Source organism: Wolbachia endosymbiont of Laodelphax striatellus (assembly GCF_007115015.1).
Lineage (GTDB): Bacteria > Pseudomonadota > Alphaproteobacteria > Rickettsiales > Anaplasmataceae > Wolbachia.
Genome location: NZ_MUIX01000001.1, coordinates 237,395 through 256,588, shown reverse-complemented (window position 1 = coordinate 256,588; position 19,194 = coordinate 237,395). Strand labels below are relative to the sequence as shown.

Annotated in this window: 22 protein-coding genes and 5 pseudogenes; 26 read left to right on the top strand and 1 reads right to left on the bottom strand. The window is 34.8% G+C overall.

What is annotated here, in order from left to right; genetic code table 11:
• The first annotated feature begins 11 nt into the window (after positions 1-11).
• Positions 12-173: a hypothetical protein gene (locus BVG17_RS01205; protein WP_241654114.1), complete on the top strand. Its 162-nt coding sequence runs from the start codon at positions 12-14 to the stop codon at positions 171-173.
• Here BVG17_RS01205 and BVG17_RS09155 read toward each other — a convergent pair.
• Positions 168-1,313 (bottom strand): annotated as a pseudogene (locus tag BVG17_RS09155) (IS3 family transposase). The gene BVG17_RS01205 and the pseudogene BVG17_RS09155 sit on opposite strands and share 6 nt — an antisense overlap.
• 131 nt (positions 1,314-1,444) lie before the next feature.
• On the opposite strand from BVG17_RS09155, the gene BVG17_RS01190 reads away from it, so the two are divergent.
• From BVG17_RS01190 to BVG17_RS01065, 25 genes and pseudogenes are all read left to right on the top strand, one after another.
• On the top strand, positions 1,445-1,645 hold the full coding sequence (locus tag BVG17_RS01190; protein WP_143688807.1) for a hypothetical protein: 201 nt from the start codon (positions 1,445-1,447) through the stop codon (positions 1,643-1,645).
• Positions 1,642-2,913: a hypothetical protein gene (locus tag BVG17_RS01185; RefSeq protein ID WP_143688805.1), complete on the top strand. Its 1,272-nt coding sequence runs from the start codon at positions 1,642-1,644 to the stop codon at positions 2,911-2,913. Before BVG17_RS01190 ends, BVG17_RS01185 begins: the two co-directional genes overlap by 4 nt.
• 6 nt (positions 2,914-2,919) lie before the next feature.
• On the top strand, positions 2,920-3,483 hold the full coding sequence (locus tag BVG17_RS01180) for a hypothetical protein (RefSeq protein WP_143688803.1): 564 nt from the start codon (positions 2,920-2,922) through the stop codon (positions 3,481-3,483).
• A gap of 33 nt (positions 3,484-3,516) precedes the next feature.
• Positions 3,517-4,701: a phage tail sheath subtilisin-like domain-containing protein gene (locus BVG17_RS01175; RefSeq protein WP_143688801.1), complete on the top strand. Its 1,185-nt coding sequence runs from the start codon at positions 3,517-3,519 to the stop codon at positions 4,699-4,701.
• Between the two features lie 17 nt (positions 4,702-4,718).
• Positions 4,719-5,225 carry a phage major tail tube protein gene (locus tag BVG17_RS01170; RefSeq protein ID WP_143688799.1) on the top strand — a complete coding sequence of 169 codons (507 nt, stop codon included), beginning with the start codon at positions 4,719-4,721 and terminating at the stop codon, positions 5,223-5,225.
• A 61-nt stretch (positions 5,226-5,286) separates the two neighbouring features.
• Positions 5,287-5,487, top strand: a complete 201-nt coding sequence (locus BVG17_RS01165; RefSeq protein ID WP_007303020.1) for a hypothetical protein — start codon at positions 5,287-5,289, stop codon at positions 5,485-5,487.
• A gap of 91 nt (positions 5,488-5,578) precedes the next feature.
• Positions 5,579-5,752 carry a type II toxin-antitoxin system RelE family toxin gene (locus BVG17_RS09395; RefSeq protein WP_241654113.1) on the top strand — a complete coding sequence of 58 codons (174 nt, stop codon included), beginning with the start codon at positions 5,579-5,581 and terminating at the stop codon, positions 5,750-5,752.
• An 89-nt stretch (positions 5,753-5,841) separates the two neighbouring features.
• Entirely contained in the window at positions 5,842-6,099 is a 258-nt protein-coding gene (locus BVG17_RS01155) for a phage tail assembly protein (RefSeq protein WP_143688797.1), read from the top strand.
• Between the two features lie 109 nt (positions 6,100-6,208).
• Complete coding sequence (locus tag BVG17_RS01150; RefSeq protein ID WP_143688796.1) at positions 6,209-8,524, top strand: phage tail tape measure protein; 2,316 nt, start codon at positions 6,209-6,211, stop codon at positions 8,522-8,524.
• A gap of 265 nt (positions 8,525-8,789) precedes the next feature.
• Positions 8,790-9,935, top strand: a pseudogene (locus tag BVG17_RS01140) (IS3 family transposase).
• A 42-nt stretch (positions 9,936-9,977) separates the two neighbouring features.
• Positions 9,978-10,616, top strand: a pseudogene (locus BVG17_RS01135) (major capsid protein); the annotation flags it as partial.
• On the top strand, positions 10,616-10,924 hold the full coding sequence (locus tag BVG17_RS01130) for a head-tail joining protein (protein WP_143688795.1): 309 nt from the start codon (positions 10,616-10,618) through the stop codon (positions 10,922-10,924). The pseudogene BVG17_RS01135 and the gene BVG17_RS01130, both read left to right, overlap by 1 nt.
• Positions 10,917-11,438 (top strand): phage tail protein, encoded by a 522-nt coding sequence (locus BVG17_RS01125; protein ID WP_143688794.1) that lies wholly within the window; start codon positions 10,917-10,919, stop codon positions 11,436-11,438. Before BVG17_RS01130 ends, BVG17_RS01125 begins: the two co-directional genes overlap by 8 nt.
• Positions 11,435-11,911: a hypothetical protein gene (locus tag BVG17_RS01120; RefSeq protein ID WP_143688793.1), complete on the top strand. Its 477-nt coding sequence runs from the start codon at positions 11,435-11,437 to the stop codon at positions 11,909-11,911. Before BVG17_RS01125 ends, BVG17_RS01120 begins: the two co-directional genes overlap by 4 nt.
• Entirely contained in the window at positions 11,898-12,362 is a 465-nt protein-coding gene (locus tag BVG17_RS01115; protein ID WP_143688792.1) for a phage baseplate assembly protein V, read from the top strand. The genes BVG17_RS01120 and BVG17_RS01115 overlap by 14 nt, the downstream gene beginning before the upstream one ends.
• A complete protein-coding gene (locus tag BVG17_RS01110) occupies positions 12,362-12,616 on the top strand; it encodes a PAAR domain-containing protein (RefSeq protein ID WP_063630987.1) in 255 nt (84 codons plus the stop codon). Before BVG17_RS01115 ends, BVG17_RS01110 begins: the two co-directional genes overlap by 1 nt.
• Entirely contained in the window at positions 12,600-13,691 is a 1,092-nt protein-coding gene (locus BVG17_RS01105) for a PDDEXK nuclease domain-containing protein (protein WP_143688791.1), read from the top strand. Before BVG17_RS01110 ends, BVG17_RS01105 begins: the two co-directional genes overlap by 17 nt.
• Positions 13,692-13,698: 7 nt before the next feature.
• Positions 13,699-13,803 (top strand): annotated as a pseudogene (locus BVG17_RS01100) (GPW/gp25 family protein); the annotation flags it as partial.
• Positions 13,804-14,025: 222 nt separating this feature from the next.
• Positions 14,026-14,973: an IS110 family RNA-guided transposase gene (locus BVG17_RS01095; RefSeq protein WP_063630491.1), complete on the top strand. Its 948-nt coding sequence runs from the start codon at positions 14,026-14,028 to the stop codon at positions 14,971-14,973.
• Between the two features lie 225 nt (positions 14,974-15,198).
• Positions 15,199-15,435 (top strand): annotated as a pseudogene (locus tag BVG17_RS01090) (GPW/gp25 family protein); the annotation flags it as partial.
• Between the two features lie 2 nt (positions 15,436-15,437).
• The gene (locus BVG17_RS01085) at positions 15,438-16,229 is read left to right on the top strand and encodes a baseplate assembly protein (protein ID WP_143688789.1); all 792 of its coding nucleotides are present in this window, start codon (positions 15,438-15,440) and stop codon (positions 16,227-16,229) included.
• Complete coding sequence (locus BVG17_RS01080) at positions 16,229-17,389, top strand: phage tail protein (RefSeq protein WP_143688788.1); 1,161 nt, start codon at positions 16,229-16,231, stop codon at positions 17,387-17,389. Before BVG17_RS01085 ends, BVG17_RS01080 begins: the two co-directional genes overlap by 1 nt.
• Before the next feature lie 168 nt (positions 17,390-17,557).
• A complete protein-coding gene (locus BVG17_RS01075) occupies positions 17,558-18,262 on the top strand; it encodes an ankyrin repeat domain-containing protein (RefSeq protein WP_177429427.1) in 705 nt (234 codons plus the stop codon).
• A 38-nt stretch (positions 18,263-18,300) separates the two neighbouring features.
• Positions 18,301-18,756: an ankyrin repeat domain-containing protein gene (locus BVG17_RS01070; RefSeq protein ID WP_143688786.1), complete on the top strand. Its 456-nt coding sequence runs from the start codon at positions 18,301-18,303 to the stop codon at positions 18,754-18,756.
• 4 nt (positions 18,757-18,760) lie between these two features.
• Positions 18,761-19,192: a DUF2924 domain-containing protein gene (locus BVG17_RS01065; RefSeq protein ID WP_143688785.1), complete on the top strand. Its 432-nt coding sequence runs from the start codon at positions 18,761-18,763 to the stop codon at positions 19,190-19,192.
• The last annotated feature ends 2 nt before the right edge of the window (positions 19,193-19,194 follow it).

Genomic DNA, 19,194 nt, shown 5'->3' with positions numbered 1-19,194 from the left:
ATAAGGTATATATGTTTGTTTCTGTAAGAGATGTTAGTCCTATAAGTTACAAAATAGGGCAAAAAATGGAAAATAGCAGGTTAATGCGAGGGCATACTCAAATAGAATTAGCAAGTAAAATAGTGACCTTACCCAGAAAAAGTAGACAGAAAGTTAAGACGTTTTTGCTATGAGAATGATGAATCAAAAAGCTCAGGAATGCAATAGTTAATAGTAGAATGTCTACGCTGTTTATTATAAAAAATTTCTATATATTCAAATATTGCGGTTTTAGCTTGTTGTACAGAGTGTTGTGAAGTATCAATGAGTAACTCTCTCTTAAGTGAACTAAAAAAGCTCTCTGAAACAGCATTATCATAACAACAACCTTTGTGACTCATACTAGAAGTAATATTTTTTGTACTTAGTAAAAATTGATAATTTTTAGAGGTGTATTGCGATCCTTGATCGCTATGAAATAGTAGATTTTTAGGAGATTTGCGCCTACCAATAGCCATGAATAACGCATCTATAACTAATTGCCTATTTACTGCATTACTCATTGACCACCCAATCACCATGCGTGAATATAAATCTATTATTGCTGCCAAATATAACCATCCTTCATTAGTTTTTATGTACGTAATATCAGTTACCCATATCTTGTTAGGTTGATCAGCGATGAAATTCTGATTTAATATGTTAGGAGTTATAACTCTATTGTCTATTTGTGGTTTTTTACTTTTAAACTTTCGTCTAAGCTTAGCTTGAATGCCATTTTTCTGCATAATATTTTGCACTGTTTTGATGTTATAATTTTTACCTAAAGCCTTTAATTCAGCGTGAATTTTAGGAGCTCCGTATCTGCATTGTGATGATCGATATACCTTCTGAATATCTTGTATGAGCTCTTCTCTTATTGATTTTTTGTTGTTTTTTTCCTTAGTAATCCATTTATAATAACCACAAGCAGATACGTTCAAAAATCTGCATAATTCCCGTATTTTATAGCAGTTTTCATGTTCTTTTATAAAAGAATATTTTACTCTTTTTGGTTTGCAAAATATCCCAGGGCTTTTTTTAAAATGTCTCTTTCCCTCGTTACTCTTGCCAGCTCTTTCTTTAAATCAAACTTTTCTTTGTCACAATGAGCTACTTTCCCCTTTCCTGGAAACGCATCTACTCCAGACATTCTATCATTGTATGTTTTTACCCATCTGCCTACCGCTAATACCCAAATCTCTTGCTATTTTTGCTGATGATTGACCTGTTTCTTTTACTAGTCTTATAGCTTCAATTTTGAATTCTGCTGTATATTCTTTTCTTTTTGTCATACCACACCTCTTTGAAAAAACGTTTTATTTTACTTCAAAAACGTCTTAACTTTCTGTCTACTTTTTCTGGGTAAGGTCAGTCTATCGTCCTAAAGTCAAAAATCTCAGAGTAATAGTAACATAAAATTTAAATGACTTTTGATCAAACCAAACGAGGATATCCATTGCCACATCCAGAAAATATTGCAGTGGAAGATGTAGTACGTATTCGAAAAGCTATAGAAAAAATAGATGAAGATATTACCGAAAGAGAAGATAAACATAATCAACTTAAAAGTAATTTTGAAAGATTTAGCTTTGAATCTTTTTTAAATTTGTGGGGTAATGAATGACAATTGCCAAAGAAGTAGTTTATGCATTGCATCAGAGACTGAAAGATCTATCTGTAAATGCTACCCCTGATCAACTCGCCTATCTCGCAAAATCTCTAGAGTCTATTGCTGGGCAAAGTACAGTACTTGATATTGTACAGATGACTGATGCAAAATTAAAAGAGCTTCTTGACAGTAGCACAAGTCATTTAAATAAATTAGATAGTAGTAAAAACAATGCATTAGCGGCAATCTCTGAATTAGAAGGAAAGTCGTTAAAGAAAATAGATGAAAAAGGAATTACAAACTTATCACTACTTGATAGCAGAAAAGATTCACATGTTGCCACCATCAATAATGCCGGAGACTTAAATAGCATAAGAAACACATTAAATAGCCTTAAAGCCATAAGCGATATACCAACTGGTTCATCAATTATGAAAGAAATAAAAACTAGAGAAGACCAATTAAAAACCCTTACAACTAAATTTAACTCGATTAATGATGTACCAAATGGGTCATCAATTATAAAAGAGATAAGAAAGCGCAATATGGTTGAACCTGAATCATTACCTTTTCTGTTTGGCATTCTTAATCGATATAATGACTATGGTTGGTCTGATGATAATGGCTATTTCAAAACAGAATTAGGGCAGTGGTATAAAGATACAGCAAAAACCGACTATATGCTGCAGCTCCTTGCAGGTAGTAATACTTATGATTGTACGTATTCTAGTTTTTATCATCCACCACAGTTGTACTTCTTACAAGGAAGTAACGGTAAATTTCTGTACAGAAAAGCATTTTTACGTCGTAGTCACAGCTCAGATCAATACAGTTACCCATATGCACTACTTGGAGTAATATTTGTGAAAAACACTACAAACAGCGATAAAACACGAACGCTTCATTTTAGTGGTTCATCACGTTGGAGTTCAGGATATGAAGGAGCAGGGTTATTCGTAGGAACACCTAGTCACGTTAATACTAATAAATCGGCAATCTCAGGAATAACTTGGACAAATATTTACAACTACTCAACTAATTCTGCAGTATTTAGTAGTTCAAATAATATTACTGTGCCAGCAAATAAGACAGTAGCAATTTTATTTTACGCATCGCCATATTTTTACACATCTGATTATCACCATTACAGTTGGTTTATGAGGTGGAGTATTTATAACTTTCGGAGCAATTTTTTAACTACAGGGCTTGAGATAGATGTGGAAAGAACTCTAAAAGCTTGGCAATGTCCTGGATTATCTAACACGCATGAGATTTGGAGGTAACAAACAATGTCTATCTACATTAGATTTGAAAATGATAAACAAGTAGAAACAACAATACTTGGAAGCAAGCCAAAAGGTAAAAATTGGTATGAAGCGCCAAAAGATTTTGATTGGCAAAAAAGCTATTGTTTAACAGAAGGAGGCAAAATTGCTCAGCGGAATCAAGAAGATATTGAATTGGAGTTATTGCAAAATGCGAAATTTTCTGCACTTTCTAATCTTCGTGCTTATTATGATAACTATACTAACCAATACACAGGACATTCTCACCAGAAGTCTAAGTCGTATGCGATACAAGCGAAAGCCGCAAAAAGCATTCTAGCAGCACCAGAATCTATGAATGAAAAGGATAAAGAAATTATAGAGCCTTTAGCAAAAGTCCGTGGTATTACGGTTATTGAAATGGCAAGGATAATCGAGGAAAAAGTGAAAAAAGCAGTAAAAGCGATAGTGAAATGCGAGGAGTTGGAAGACATGGCGAAGAGGAAAATTGAAGAAGCTAAAAGTGAAGAAGAACTGCAAACTTTGCTAGATGATTGTAAACAAAAAATGCAAAACCTAGAAACTTAAATTCTTTTCAAAAATCAGCGTGCAAGGAAAAAAATGCCAGAAGAATTTTTACACGGAGTAAATGTTATTGAGGTAACCTCAGGAGCAAAGACAGTACGTACAGCTAAATCATCAGTGATAGGTGTAATTGGTACTGCTCCTGAAGCAGATGGGCAAAAATTTCCACTGAATAAGCCAGTGTTAATTGCAGGAAGCTTAAAAGAGGCTGCGAAGCTTGGTAAAACAGGTACCCTTCCACAAGCAGTAAGCTCTATCTTTACACAAATTGGTGCAACAGTAGTGGTTATTCGAGTTAAAGAAAGTGAAAACAGCGATCCAAAACAAAAAGAAGAAGAGACGCTGAAGAGTATAATTGGCGGTGTTGATAAAGAGACTGGAGAGTATCAAGGGATAGAGGCATTCCTCAGCAGTGAAAGTATAATTCATGTTGCTCCAAGAATATTAATTGCACCTCAGTTTACTCATCAGTTACCTGAAATAGATGGAGTAAATCCAGTAGTGAGTGCTTTAATTTCCATAGCAGAAAAATTAAGAGCAATTATTGTTGCAGACGGACCAAATACTAATGATGAAGAAGCAATAAAATGGAGAAAAAGTGTAGGCAGCTCAAGAGTGTACGTAGTTGATCCTTGGGTTAAGGTATTTATTGAAGGAAAAGAAGAAATTTTGCCAGTAAGCCCATTTGTAGCTGGTTTAATAGCTAAGATAGACAGCGAGCAAGGCTTCTGGCACTCACCTTCAAATAAAGAAATAAACGGTATTGTTGGAACAAGCAGGCCTATTGATTTTACGCTCGGTAATACAAATTGCAGAGCAAACCACTTAAATGAAAATGAAGTAACAACGATAATTCATCAAAATGGCTATAGGCTTTGGGGAAATAGAACATGTTCAGATGATTCAAAATGGGCTTTTCTATCAGTGAGAAGAACTGCAGATTTAATCAACGATAGTCTGCTGCGAGCTCATCTATGGGCAGTTGATCGCAATATTACCAAAACTTATATAGATGATGTGATTGAGGGGGTGAATTCTTATTTGGCCAATTTAAAAGCACAAGGAGCTATTATTAGCGGAAAATGTTATGCAACACCAGAACTCAATACACCAACAAACATTGCAAGTGGAAAAGTATACTTTGACTTTGAGTTTACACCACCATATCCGGCAGAACAGGTTACTTTCAGGTCACACCTTGTGAGTGGCGTAATATTGTAAAAAGGAGAGAAAGAGAGATGTTACCAAAGATCCTAAAGAATTTTAACGTATTCGTTGATGGTCGAGGTTATGCTGGTCGTATCGATGAAATTAGCCTACCAAAACTTGCGATAAAAACTGAAGAATATCGCGCAGGTGGAATGGATATACCAGTCAGCATTGACATGGGCATGGAGAAATTAGAAGCAGAGCTCACTTTTTCTGAATATGACTCTGAGCTCTTTAGGCTTTTCGGTTTGATAGATGGGAATTCAGTAGCTTTGACACTCAGAGGTGGAATGCAAGGGAGTGGTAGTAACGATATTGAAGCTGTAGTAATCAATCTCAGGGGAATATTCAAAGAATTTGATTTTGGTAGCTGGAAACCTGCTGAAAAAGCCACTCTCAAATGCACTGTAGCTGCCCATTATTATAAACTTACGATAGGTGGTAATGAACTGATAGAGATCGACGCTGAAAATATGATTAGAAAGATAAATGGCGTTGATCAAATGGCCTTTCTGCAAACGATTCTAGGGATCTAATATGGTTGACAAAATTACATAAAAATGTTAAAATATAAGAAGTTGTAGGTATATAGTTAATATGGATTCTAAAGCTCATACAAATTCCATAGAGCAGCTAACTGGTTTACTTGTTAGTGTAGCACAATCTCAAGACAAGTCCGTTTTAAAGTTATTAACTGAATTAATGGAAGAAGAAATTGAAGATATGGAATTATCTAAGATTGCTGACGAACGCTATAAAGAAAAGAGGGTTAAACATCAAGATGCCTTCTGGGATTAAGCCTTACAATATAGACTATTCAGAATCTGTTATAAAGAAAGACATTCCGGCTCTTCCAGCAAAAGTAAAGTTAATGATTAAGAAGGCAATAATGGAGCGTCTAACAGCTGATCCAATTGGACTTGGAAAGCCATTAAAGCACAACTTAAGCGGGCAACGTAGTCTACGTGTAAGTACCTACCGTATACTTTATTACATAGATGCGCCAGAGCATACAGTAGTTATTACTTCAATTGAACATAGGAAAGATTCTTATCAAAGCTAACCCTATTTATAGCACCATGGTTATAACAAAGAAATTAGTTATGTAAAAGCCGATATAGACTTTTATTTAATTAATTTTTAAGGAGGAACATGCAAGCTATAACACTTAATAACCCAATAACAGTTGATGGAATTTCTGTTTCAGAACTTACCATTAGACGTCCAAAAGTTAGAGACTATTTGGCAATAGAACGCATTAATGGTAGTGACCTAAATAAGGAAGTAACTTTGACTGCAAATTTGACATCAGTTGCAAAAGAAGCGATTGAAGAGTTAGATATTGCTGATTACGTAAAAGTACAAGAGGTATTAAAGGATTTTTTTTCACCGATTATCCAAAAAACTTGAGGTCAGAAGTATTAATGTTCAGCTCTGTTGTAGGGGGCGGGGTTGAGCAAATACTTGAAATGGAAATTAATGAATTTATCCTATGGAATGAAGCAGCGAGGAAGGTACAATGTCAACGTTATCTATAAAAATTGGAGCAGTCCTAGATGGCAGTTTCAGTACTGTAATAAAGGGAAGCAGTAGTCAACTTACCCGTCTTGGTGAGAATATAAGAAAGCTTGATTCATCTTTAAAATCAGTATCAAAGTTTAAGCAGTTAGGTCATGATGTTTTGACTAGCAAGAGGTCATGGAAAGGCTTTGAAGATCAAGTAAAATCTTTAGCTAAACAAATGAAGGCAATAGAGAAACCGAGCAAAACTTTAAAAGCTGAGTTTGATAAAGCTAAATTTTCTGCAACAAAAGCAAAAGAGGCATACTTAAGGAAGAGAGATGCTTTGCATTCATTCAATGAGGAAGTAAGAAAAAGTGGAAGAAATATTAAGTCATTAGTAAGTGACCAATATAAACTTGGTTCATCTGTTGAAGCGCTAAAAGGTAAGTATGGTAAACTTGGGTCTACAATACGTAGTCACCAAAGTTTTTTAGCAAGCAAAGCACATTTTAAGTCACAAATTATAGAAACTGTTGGACTAGGTCTTTCGCTTGCAGCTCCAATTAAAGTTGCGATTGACTTTGAAAGTGCTATGGCTGATGTTACAAAAGTAGTTGATTTTGACGAAAAGGTAAAGGAAGCTGATAAATTTGCCAAAAAGTTAAAAGAGATGTCACGTACTATACCATTATCAGCTGCAGAATTAGCACAAATAGCTGCAAGCGGTGGTCAACTTGGTATCAAGAAAGAAGATCTTTTTAAGTTTACAGAAACAGTAGCAAAAATGTCTACAGCATTTGATATGTCTGCAGAGCAAGCAGGCGATTCCATAGCTAAACTTTCTAACGTTTATGGAATTGATGTTAGTGAAATGGAGCATGTTGGTAATGTAATCAACCACTTATCAGATAACACTGCTGCTAAAGCAAAAGATATGGTTGAAGCTCTAGCAATAGTTGGTGGTACTGCAAAGCAGTTTGGATTAAAGTTTGAACAAACCAGCAGCTTAGTAAATGCTTTTATTAGTTTAGGTAAACAACCAGCAAAAGCTGCAACTGCTATAAATGCACTGCTTAGCAAACTTCAAACTGCTGAAGGTCAAGGAAAAGAATTCAAAGCAGCACTAGAAGAAATGGGCATAACCGCGGAAGAAATGGTACAAAGGATCAGTGAAAGCGGAGAAGAAACACTACTTCACTTTTTTCAAACTCTAAAGAAAATGGATAATCAGGAACGTTCTACAATCCTTATGAAACTTTTCGGTCAGGAATATCAAGATGATATTGCATTATTAGCTGGAAGTTTTAATAAGTATGAGGATGCAATAAAGTTATTGGCTAATACAGAAAAGTACGGAAGCTCTCTGCAAAAAGAATTCAAAAATCGTGCAGACACTACAGCCAATAAATTAAGACTCCTTCGAAATGCAATAGCTGAAGTTGGTATGAACCTGGGCTCGGTGATGCTGCCTACTTTAAAATTTATAGCTGAATTTTTACAAGAAAAAACTAGGAGCATAGCCTTATTTGCAGAAAAATATCCAACCTTAACTACAGCAATCATAGGAACTATAGCAGCTTTAATAAGTTTGAAAATCTTAGTAGTGGGCTTAGGTTATGGGTTTACTTTTTTAGCAAGTACAGTTCTCGGTTTAAGAGCAAAAATAATTGCAACATTTTCATTTTTATCAGCTACAGTTTTTCCTGCAGTAATAACAGGACTAAGAGCAGTAACACTTGCTGTAATGAGTAACCCGATTGGATTTTTAATAGCAAGTCTTGTTGCTGGTGCAGCTCTTGTTGTGACTAACTGGCAAAAGGTGAAAGACTTTTTCTCTAGCTTTTGGGAATATATAGAATCGATAATAAAACCCATAGGAGAAGCTTTTTCATGGATAGGAAATACTGTTGGTAGCATATTTGGAAAGGTTGCCGCACTGAAAGAATTTGAAAAAAGAAGAAGTATCGTTACTGAAATAAAAGCAGTACATACCCCCCTGAAAAGCAACACTCTCAGCAATGGAAATTCTTTGTTCAGCAACAGTATAATTAAAGAAATTTCCAAGAAAAATCAGAATAGCTTCAGAGTCAAAAGCCTTATTGAGGAGAAAAAGTTTACAGAGAGCGGTAATGATAAGATATTTGCAGATTTTGCAAAGAGTAAGTTTGAAAATAAAGAACAAAATAAAACTCAGAACATCACTAATAATTACACTATCAGCATTAAAGCAGAACCTAACCAAGATGTTCGTAGTCTTGCAGATGAAGTAATAAAAAGGATAAGAGACAAGTCACGTGATGTTTTATTTGATACGGTAGAGACATTTTATTGATGCTATCTTGAAAAAGCATCTAATGTTTTAAGCTTAAGCATTAGGTGGAGAAGGGAAGAATTCTGGATGTTATCTTGTATCTTGAAAAAAGCATCTAATGTTTTAAGCTTAAGCATTAGGTGGAGAAGGGAAGAACTCTGGGTGTTATCTTAGATATAAAATCTGTCCAAGAGAAAAGAGTTCCCTTGACCTTACCCAGAAAAAGTAGACAGAAAGTTAAGACGTTTTTGAAGTAAAATAAAACGTTTTTTCAAAGAGGTGTGGTATGACAAAAAGAAAAGAATATACAGCAGAATTCAAAATTGAAGCTATAAGACTAGTAAAAGAAACAGGTCAATCATCAGCAAAAATAGCAAGAGATTTGGGTATTAGCGGTAAGCAGATGGGTAAAAACATACAATGATAGAATGTCTGGAGTAGATGCGTTTCCAGGAAAGGGGAAAGTAGCTCATTGTGACAAAGAAAAGTTTGATTTAAAGAAAGAGCTGGCAAGAGTAACGAGGGAAAGAGACATTTTAAAAAAAGCCCTGGGATATTTTGCAAACCAAAAAGAGTAAAATATTCTTTTATAAAAGAACATGAAAACTGCTATAAAATACGGGAATTATGCAGATTTTTGAACGTATCTGCTTGTGGTTATTATAAATGGATTACTAAGGAAAAAAACAACAAAAAATCAATAAGAGAAGAGCTCATACAAGATATTCAGAAGGTATATCGATCATCACAATGCAGATACGGAGCTCCTAAAATTCACGCTGAATTAAAGGCTTTAGGTAAAAATTATAACATCAAAACAGTGCAAAATATTATGCAGAAAAATGGCATTCAAGCTAAGCTTAGACGAAAGTTTAAAAGTAAAAAACCACAAATAGACAATAGAGTTATAACTCCTAACATATTAAATCAGAATTTCATCGCTGATCAACCTAACAAGATATGGGTAACTGATATTACGTACATAAAAACTAATGAAGGATGGTTATATTTGGCAGCAATAATAGATTTATATTCACGCATGGTGATTGGGTGGTCAATGAGTAATGCAGTAAATAGGCAATTAGTTATAGATGCGTTATTCATGGCTATTGGTAGGCGCAAATCTCCTAAAAATCTACTATTTCATAGCGATCAAGGATCGCAATACACCTCTAAAAATTATCAATTTTTACTAAGTACAAAAAATATTACTTCTAGTATGAGTCACAAAGGTTGTTGTTATGATAATGCTGTTTCAGAGAGCTTTTTTAGTTCACTTAAGAGAGAGTTACTCATTGATACTTCACAACACTCTGTACAACAAGCTAAAACCGCAATATTTGAATATATAGAAATTTTTTATAATAAACAGCGTAGACATTCTACTATTAACTATTGCATTCCTGAGCTTTTTGATTCATCATTCTCATAGCAAAAACGTCTTAACTTTCTGTCTACTTTTTCTGGGTAAGGTCATAAACATGCAATAACGTTGGAGCATTTGCGTATGGGAGCGCTGAAAGGAATAATTTTAGATGCTGATGGGTCAGAATTACTAAATCTGTACAACGAATTTGAAATCACGCCAAAAGTAGTAAATTTTGCACTAGGAACAGCGACAACAGATGTCAAGCGTAAGTGTTTGGAAGTACTCCGGCACATAGAAGATAATCTAAGTGGTGAATATATGACAGGAGTTCATGCCTTGGTAAGCCCTGAGTTTTTTGATACACTAACTTCTCATGCTAAAGTAAAAGAAGCATATGAGAGATGGCAAGAAGGAGCAGCACTTCGAAATGATATGAGATCAGGATTTACGTTCTGTGGCATAACGTTTGAGGAATATAGAGGACAAGCAACTGACCCTGAAGGAACTGTGAGAAGATTTATTGAGAAAGATACAGGGCACTGTTTTCCACTAGGAACAGCAAGCACATTTACAACATATTTTGCACCAGCAGATTTTAATGAGACAGTAAATACTCTTGGACAGCCACTCTATGCAAAACAAGAGCCAAGAAGATTTGATAGAGGAACTGATTTGCATAGGCAGTCGAATCCATTGCCAATGTGCCATCGTCCGGCCGTTTTGGTAAAAATTAGTTCTAGTTGATGAATATAGGAAAATTATTGGAAGATTGTTTTGAGCATTTAGGAGTGGAAGCCACATATTGTAATAAAAATAAGGAGGGCATTCGTAAAATAAAAGTGCTAATTAAATGTCCTGAGACTACGTACTCTTTAGGTGCAGGTGGAGCATTAACTCAGCAAATTGCTGTAGAAATACGTGATCAGGACGTTACTTCCTTTAGCATAGGTGATTATATCAAGATTGAAAAAAGGTTCTACAAGATTTTTGAACAACCATTGAAAGATTCTTCAGGTAAAATATTAAAAATTAAGGCAATAGAAAGTGTTTGATATTAAAACTGGTAACAATATTAATGAAATAATCTCCAATATTGACAGAAAAGAGCAGAAAATAAAACTGGCAGCTATAAAAGCGCTGAACAAAACAGCAATATGGCTAAAATCAAAAGTAGCTAAGGAAATCAGTGAGGAAAAGAGAATAAAACTAAGTTTGATAAGAAAGAGATTAAGAATTTTTAAGGCGAAAACTAGCAGATTAGACGTGTTAATTAGAGCAAATCTCTATGACATTAGAGCATCGACAATTGGCAAAATACAAAAAACAAGAAGAGGATCGAAAGTAGGAAAGCATGAGTTTATAGGAGGATTTGCAGCAGTTATGCCAAAAGGAAATAGCGGTATTTTTAAACGTGAAGGAAGAGCAGCATTACCAATAAAGGAAGTTAAGTTGCCACTCGAACCTGAGGCTTCAAGGATAATAGGAAATCTTGTTAATTATGAGGTTGAGGAAGTATTTACAAAATTTTTTGAACGTGAATTAAGTTATATTACAGAAAGTGTATGAATTTCAAAGATTTGCATAACGCAATCTGCACTACGCTGAAGAGAGAAATACCAGCAATTCAAACTTGTGAAATTTATCCATCGATAAGAAAAGAATTATTAGCGCCAGCGTTATTTGTAGAGCTTGTGAGTTTAGAATCGGGAAAAGATCCAGGAACAGAAGAATTAGCACTGAAAGCAAGATTTGAAGCACGAATTGTGATTGATAGCACAATAGAAAATGCAGCTATTATTGTCAGAACATTAGCTGCTGAGGTTGCGAAAGTAGTAAATAAAAATACTTGGAACGTGAAAAATGTTTCACCAGGAGAATTTATATCAGGAGGAGGAGATGATTTTAGGCCAGAATTAGATGCATATCTCGTGTGGATGGTTGAATGGGTGCATACAATACACGTAGGGCGATCTATTTGGAAAGAAGGAAAATTTATGCCACACAAAATAGAAATCGGTGAAATAAATGTTAGAAAATAATTTTGCAATTTCGGAACTACAGAGGAAAATGGCCAACATTGTTCGTATAGGAGTTGTAAAAGAAATAGATTATGAAAAAGCAAAAGTAAGAGTTAAAATAGGAGAATTTTTAACAGATTATTTACCATGGATAACGAGCAAAGCAGGAAAAGATAGAGATTGGTCTCCACCAGATATCGGTGAACAGGTTATGATATTTTCTCCTCTTGGCGAATTATCGTTAGGAGTGGTGTTAGGAGGGATATACCAGGAAAAATACCCTGCATCAGAGAATAAAAAAGAGGTGAGTAGCTTAACATTTCAAGATGGAACAAAGTTGTCATACGATAAAGATAAACATCATTTAGAGATTGAAGTAGTAGATAAAATAACACTGAAAGCTGGAGAATCGAGTATAGAAATGACAAAAAGTGGAATAAAATTGAAGGCAGATAAAATAAACCTTAATTGATGAATAAATCGGTTGTGCGAGTAGGAGATCATTGTGCAGAAGCAACACCACATTTTTGCATTAGCGGCAGTAATAATGTTTTTGTGAATGGTAAACCAGTTTGCCGAAAAGGAGATAATTTTACAGAAAGTAGAGTATTAACTGAAGGGTCAAAAACAGTGTTTACAAATGGGTATGGTATAGGAAGAGTTGGAGATTCAATATCTTGTGGTTCTAAAGTAATGAGTGGTAGTAATAATGTTTTTTCAGGATAAAAATAAACCATCTGTTATACTTACAAAAAGTAAGGTTATGAACATGGATATAACTACTAGCCTATTAGGAGACGTTAGTAATTTAATAGATAGAGCAAAGAATCATCTTTCTGTTCAATTCAACTCTACTCTAGTATTGCTAAACTGGCAAATTGGCTCCAGAATTGACCAAGATATTCTAAAGCACAAACGCGCAGATTATGGGAAGCAAATCATCTCCCAACTTGCAAAAGAACTTCAGATTAAATATGGACGTGGGTTTGATAGAGCGTCATTATTTCGTATGGTGCAATTTTCTAAATTCTTTCCTGATCAAGAGATTGTCGCGACACTGTCACAACAATTGAGTTGGTCACATTTTGTAGAAATTATTGCAATTTCTGATGAGCTGAAGCGTAATTATTATATAGAAATGTGTCGTATTGAAAGGTGGAGTGTTAGGGCACTACGTAGTAAAATCGATACTATGTTGTATGAACGTACAGCACTAGCAAAAAAACCTGAAGATTTCATAAGAAGGAGTATAAAAAATTTACGTGAAGAAAATATGTTAGCACCAGAATTCATTTTTCATGACCCATACTTCCTTAGCTTCATGGAATTGCCATCAAGTTATAGTGAGACTGATCTAGAAAATACAATCTTGGATGAATTGACAAAATTTTTACAAGAGTTTGGGAGTGATTTTTGTTTTGTAACACGTCAAAAAAGGATGAGTACTAAAACAACTGACAGGTATTTGGACCTGCTATTTTTTCACAGAGGATTAAAACGCCTTATAGCAATAGAGCTAAAAATAGGCCGTTTTGAACCAGCTTATAAAGGACAGATGGAATGGTATTTAAATTGGTTAGATAAAAATGAACGAAAAGCAGGTGAAGAAAAACCGTTAGGGATTATTTTATGTGCTGATAAGGATCAAGAGGATATAGAATATCTTGAACTCGAAGGCTCTAATATTCATGTTGCACAGTATTTAACACAGCTTCCTTCTAAAGAAATTCTTGAAAAGAAGTTGAGAAAGGCTATTTCTATAGCACGTGAAAAACATGCAAGTATTAAGTCAGAGCCATGAAAAATATATGAGAGGAATGGATGCTAAAACAGGAAAGACGTTAGAAGGAATAGAGCACTTAAAGCAGTCGATAATTGATATACTGACCACTCCTATTAACAGTAGAATAATTGTAAGTTAAAAATATGATATAAAGGAGATAAGAGGGAAGATAACTCCACTCACTATAGGAATGGAGTTATCACGGGCGTGTGCGACCGCTAGAATAATGGCTATACAACCGTGCTCATCAAGGTACACTAGCCCTATCTCTCGATACGTTTGAATAGTTGTGTGGGACATACATATGCACCCGTTTACAATCTTAAATTAACTAAAACTAATCGAGGTTATTATGATTACATCTTATCAAAATTTTATTGGCATTGATATCGGAAAATTTAAAAATGTTGCTGCAGTTCACAACCAAAAGAACACTATCAAGTTTGATAATAATGCTGCTGGTTGGCAACAATTGTTTCAAAATTTTTCAAATATTCTACCTAATTCTTTTGTAACTTTGGAAAATACAGGAAAATATGAGCTTGGCTTAGCACACTTTCTGGTTGATAAGAATGTTGCTGTACATCGAGCTAATACTCGCAAAGTAAAAAGCTTTACCTTATCTCATGGAATTTTAGCAAAGTCTGATCAATCAGATGCAAGAGCCCTTGCTCAATATGGATTTGAGCGTTATAGTACTCTATCTCTATTTGTGCCTATGTCAAAAGAACAAACAGCCTTAGCTGCACTTTGTCAACGTCGTGATGACCTTACACAAATAAGAGCTCAAGAGAAATGTAGACTGAAAGCACCTGAAAACGACTATATAAAAGAAAGTTGCCAAAAAACTATTGACTTTTTTAACAGTCAAATAGATGAGCTTAATGATGCCATACAAAAAATTATCGATGAGAATCCAGAGTTAAAAAAGCGCCAAAAAATCATAAGAACAGTACCAGGAATAGGTAAAAAGTTATCACAAGATTTTGTATGCTTGATGCCAGAACTTGGCTACTTAAGCAGGCAAGAAGTTGCTAGTCTTGCTGGAGTTGCCCCGCATCCAAAAGAAAGTGGTAAAGCTATTGGTTATCGCAGAATAAGTGGTGGCAGAAGGAACGTTCGTGAAAAGCTTTTTACATCTGCGATGGCTGCTTCAAGGACTAAATCTGCACTTGGTGCTTTTTATTCTGCTCTCATTGGTAGAGGTAAAAAGAAGATGGTAGTCATAACAGCTCTAATGCGCAAAATTATAGTGATTGCTAATGCAAGGCTTAAAGAAGCAATTAACGCAAATTTTTAAAATCTGCATAAGAAAATAGGTTAATGAATATGCGCGCCACACAAATTTAAAGCACATATTCATTAATCATAAGATCTAAGCAGTGGTAGTTGTTTGATATAAATTTCTTTCTGTAATGAACTAGGGTTTTTATTGCCAAAAATACGTTTTTCAATTGAATAAGAATACAAAACTATAAATAAGAGTTGTAATAAGACTAAATTCAAAAAATTTTAAAAAACATAGTTGATGAGGAGAGATTATGGTTCAAGACTATTTGAATTAGTAGATAAGCCAATAGATAGGGATTTAACTTTGGAAATCTATTCAGCAGTAGCAGAAGCTTTAGGGAAATGGGAAAAGAGGTTTAAACTGGAAAAAGTAAAAATGAAAGAAGTAAAGGAGGGAAAGGTAATACTTGACCTAGAAGGATTATACTTGCCAAACGGGAAAGACATTCATCTTGAAGGAATTGTAGTGTAAAGATGCAGCAGCTAAATATTGTAGAAAAGCCAAATTTCGAGGAAATATTTTCGAGAATGAAGGAAGAGTTAGTCTGTAGAGATGAAACCTTTTCAGCATTAGTAGAATCCGATCCAGCAATGAAGGTTCTGGAAGTAGCAGCGTGGAGAGAGCTTTTGCTCAGACAAAGGATAAACGAAGCTGTAAAGGGTAATTTACTGAAATTTGCAAGGGGAGAAGATCTTGATAATTTGGCTGAGTTTTATGGAGTAGAGAGGCAGAAAGAAGAAGATGACGAACGATTTAGAAAAAGAATTAAAGCCAAGATAATAGGTTGGAGCACATGTGGGAGCAAGGAGTATTATAGGTATCATGCACTGTCAGCAGATAGTAGAGTAAAAGATGCATTAGTAGAATCACCTATACCAGGGAAAGTACAAATTTCAATCTTATCAACAAAGTTATCCACAGCGTCAGAAGAACTACTTGAAATTGTAAGAAAGCAGGTTACTAGAGATGATATAAGGATTTTAACCGATACAGTAACAGTAATTGGCTGCAATATTATGGAAATAGATATTCACAGCAGAATGAGCATAAGTCCTGTAATATCGAAGGAGGAAATCAAGAAGCAGTTTATTGAGAAATTTGAATTAGCAAAAAGATTAGGGTGGAGTGTAACAAGATCTTGGATAATAGCGAATCTATTTGTAGATGGTGTAGAAAACGTAGAATTAATCGAGCCAAGAGAGGATATTGTGGTGCTAGGTAACGAGTGTGCAAATTTGCGAAATTTAAAGATTGAGTTGAATTAATGTTACTGCCACCAAATGCAACAAAACAGGAAAAAGCGCTAGTAGATGCGATAGATTATAAAGTAGATCCAAGCTGTATAAGAGGGTTTAAATTTAGATTAGAAGAAAGAATATTACCTTGGCTAATTGAGGAATATGAATTGGGGGAAATTCTACGTTGGATAAGGGATAAAAGAAAAGCCGTAGTAGAAGGAGTAAAATTTCAAAGACTGCGAGGAACACCTAAATCACTTAAAATAGCACTCAAGTGGGCAAATATAGAAGACATTACAATCATCGAAGAACCACCCGGTAAACACTTTTTTGAGCTGCAGATAGGTATAAAAGATGTTCCAAATGACTTTTTTGTAGATGCAGTAGTAGAGCTAGCAAAGCTATCATTGCCCGTAAGATCTCGACTAATGAGGATTTTCAATGATCACTATAACGTTGATAGGTTTATTTTAGATGAAAGTTTATTCGGCAGCTTATTGTCAGACTATTCAGGTAGAAAAGTTGAAAAAGATGGACCAGTACTGTCATTTGGTAGAAAGAACACATTTGAGCTAAAAAGCTTAAATCCAAATTTTAAGTTTAGCACTTTTCGGATTCATTATGAGCAAGCATTTAGTAATGACATATATCGATTAGATGTAGCAGTACTTGGAGAAACAGAGCCTCACATAAAGGATTACCAAGGCATTTATGAAAGAAGTCATCAGTGGTATAACTTAAAAGCCCTGTATCCTCTAACTCAAAGCTTATTACCATCGATTAAATTTGCTAAAGCGCAGATAGTATTATCGGACAGTTGGAACTTAGGAGAAACAAATGCGTGCTTTCCAGTTAGTAGCGTAGAAGAAAGAGGAAATAAATTTGTATTAGGAAGCGATAAACTTTCAGGGCAACATTGGAATCTAAAACACAAGCCAATTTTAGAAAGATTCAGCATTATCCATCGTTACAAAGTAGAAAATTATACAGATCAGAAGGTCAGAAAATATGTTTTAGCAGAACACAACGTTTACTATAAAAATGATTTGGATTCAGAGCAAAAAGACTCAACACACGAATTAGAAAATTACATTTTAGTATTTTACCCAGGAGTACTGAAGTGGCATGAACATCGACATTTGCACAGAAGTTGGAAAAGTAGTCAAGTTATATCTATAATAAGTTAAGTACTCATATTTAGATCCTCATATATTATATTAATAATAGGTAAAAGTGTATGAAATAAAAAGAAAAGGACTTGCTTTCTCATGCTAAAAAGGACATGACTTGAATAGCAGCAGGTAAACATAAGAAATTTATCTGACGCTAGAAAAGCTAATTTTGTGAGGTATGAAATGAGTTTTAGCAAGTTTTTTAAAGAAGTATCAAGTAACGGTATTAATAAAAGAAATGAAGAAGGAGAGACGATATTGCATCAAGCAGTAGAAATCTCCAATTACAAAACAGTGAGGTTCTTAATAAAGAAAGGAGCAGAGGTTAATGCAAGAGATAAAAATGGTTATACACCTCTACACTGTGCAGTATTCGCAAAGAGTTTAGAAAATGTAAAAGTGCTGCTAAGGGAAGGAGCGGAAGTAAATGCCACTCAATATGTCAGTGGATGTACGCCACTGCACTCTGCGTGCAAAATAGGAGGAGCAGGAGTTGAAATAATAAAAGAGCTAGTAAAGGCCGGAGCTGAAGTTAATCAACTGAATAAATATGGTGCAACACCAATGTATTACATATGGGAAAGTGAAAAGTATTCTCTGTGTGATAGCAAAGAAAGTGAAAAGGCAAGTAAATTTTTAAGAGAAAAAGGTGGAGTAACAAAAAGTAGAGAACTGACGTGCTATGGAATAGAGGGGCTAGTGGGAGAAATAGCAGACATGTTGAATGGAAGCTACATGCCGGAGCTAAAAATAATAGAGATAGGAGAAATAAGGAAGAGAGACAAATCGCTAATAAAGAAAGAATGTCAAAATTTAGCAAGCAAGATAATCAGCCAAGTGAATGAGATGATAGATGAGGCAGAAAATGTAGTAGGAAGAAAGGCTTAAAAAAGGGACTTAATTTTAAAGAAAGGTGGGGGTAAGTTATGTTAAAGCTCGGTAAAAAAGAGGAGTTACTATTAGAGAACTCATATAAAAATATTTATGCAAGAGACAGAACAGTTCTGCATTATGCAGTAGACGCAAAAACAGTGAGGTTATTAGTTGAAAAAGGAGCGAATGTGAATGCAGCAGATGTAAGAGGACATACAGCACTGCACCTAGCGATAACGGAGAAACGTCTAGAAATCGTGAGAGAATTGATAAAATCAGGAGCAGATATAAATGCTGAAGAGTATGGCAATAAATGCACTCCATTGCACCTTGCATGTATGGTGGGGAAAATGGAAATAGTAAAAGAGTTAGTGGAAGCAGGAGCAGAAATAGAGCAAGAAGATAAGTTCGTAATGACAGCAATGGATTATGCGAAAAATAGCAAAGAAATAGCCGAGGTATTAAAGAAAGAAACAGACAGAGTTGAAAAGCTATTTATGAAGGGCTAAAAATATGGAGAAAGAAATAGAAAAGAAGGTAATGAATTTAGAGAGAAAACCTTTAGATGAGCTGAGAAAAATGTGGAAGAAGGTATATGGGGAAGAAGCGCCTAGATATTCAAAGAAATATCTGATACCGAGATTAGCTTATAGAATGCAGGAAAAAGCATATGGAGAAATGTCAAGAAAGGGGACAAAAAGACTAGAGTATCTGGCAGATCGGCTAGAGAAGGGAAAAAGAATAAGTAGCGATAAATTACCAGTAGAGGGGACAGAATTAATATTAGAGAGAGGGGAAGAAACGCATGCAGTAATGGTAACAGATAAGGGTTTAATCTACAGAGAAGAATTTTTCACATCATTATCAGCAGTAGCAGGAAAAATAATGGGAATGAGCTACAACGGACCTTTATTATTCGGTATGCGTGATAAAAATGGGAGTTGAAA

Coding starts and splice junctions, on each gene's coding strand:
- BVG17_RS01155 (WP_143688797.1), top strand. CDS start 5,842: ATGCAAGCTATAACACTTAATAACCCAATAACAGTTGATGGAATTTCT.
- BVG17_RS01080 (WP_143688788.1), top strand. CDS start 16,229: ATGTTACTGCCACCAAATGCAACAAAACAGGAAAAAGCGCTAGTAGAT.
- BVG17_RS01070 (WP_143688786.1), top strand. CDS start 18,301: ATGTTAAAGCTCGGTAAAAAAGAGGAGTTACTATTAGAGAACTCATAT.
- BVG17_RS01130 (WP_143688795.1), top strand. CDS start 10,616: ATGAATATAGGAAAATTATTGGAAGATTGTTTTGAGCATTTAGGAGTG.
- BVG17_RS01120 (WP_143688793.1), top strand. CDS start 11,435: ATGAATTTCAAAGATTTGCATAACGCAATCTGCACTACGCTGAAGAGA.
- BVG17_RS01175 (WP_143688801.1), top strand. CDS start 3,517: ATGCCAGAAGAATTTTTACACGGAGTAAATGTTATTGAGGTAACCTCA.
- BVG17_RS01075 (WP_177429427.1), top strand. CDS start 17,558: ATGAGTTTTAGCAAGTTTTTTAAAGAAGTATCAAGTAACGGTATTAAT.
- BVG17_RS01165 (WP_007303020.1), top strand. CDS start 5,287: ATGGATTCTAAAGCTCATACAAATTCCATAGAGCAGCTAACTGGTTTA.
- BVG17_RS01115 (WP_143688792.1), top strand. CDS start 11,898: ATGTTAGAAAATAATTTTGCAATTTCGGAACTACAGAGGAAAATGGCC.
- BVG17_RS01095 (WP_063630491.1), top strand. CDS start 14,026: ATGATTACATCTTATCAAAATTTTATTGGCATTGATATCGGAAAATTT.
- BVG17_RS01110 (WP_063630987.1), top strand. CDS start 12,362: ATGAATAAATCGGTTGTGCGAGTAGGAGATCATTGTGCAGAAGCAACA.
- BVG17_RS01170 (WP_143688799.1), top strand. CDS start 4,719: ATGTTACCAAAGATCCTAAAGAATTTTAACGTATTCGTTGATGGTCGA.
- BVG17_RS01205 (WP_241654114.1), top strand. CDS start 12: ATGTTTGTTTCTGTAAGAGATGTTAGTCCTATAAGTTACAAAATAGGG.
- BVG17_RS01150 (WP_143688796.1), top strand. CDS start 6,209: ATGTCAACGTTATCTATAAAAATTGGAGCAGTCCTAGATGGCAGTTTC.
- BVG17_RS09395 (WP_241654113.1), top strand. CDS start 5,579: ATGGAGCGTCTAACAGCTGATCCAATTGGACTTGGAAAGCCATTAAAG.
- BVG17_RS01185 (WP_143688805.1), top strand. CDS start 1,642: ATGACAATTGCCAAAGAAGTAGTTTATGCATTGCATCAGAGACTGAAA.
- BVG17_RS01105 (WP_143688791.1), top strand. CDS start 12,600: ATGTTTTTTCAGGATAAAAATAAACCATCTGTTATACTTACAAAAAGT.
- BVG17_RS01180 (WP_143688803.1), top strand. CDS start 2,920: ATGTCTATCTACATTAGATTTGAAAATGATAAACAAGTAGAAACAACA.
- BVG17_RS01065 (WP_143688785.1), top strand. CDS start 18,761: ATGGAGAAAGAAATAGAAAAGAAGGTAATGAATTTAGAGAGAAAACCT.
- BVG17_RS01085 (WP_143688789.1), top strand. CDS start 15,438: ATGCAGCAGCTAAATATTGTAGAAAAGCCAAATTTCGAGGAAATATTT.
- BVG17_RS01190 (WP_143688807.1), top strand. CDS start 1,445: ATGACTTTTGATCAAACCAAACGAGGATATCCATTGCCACATCCAGAA.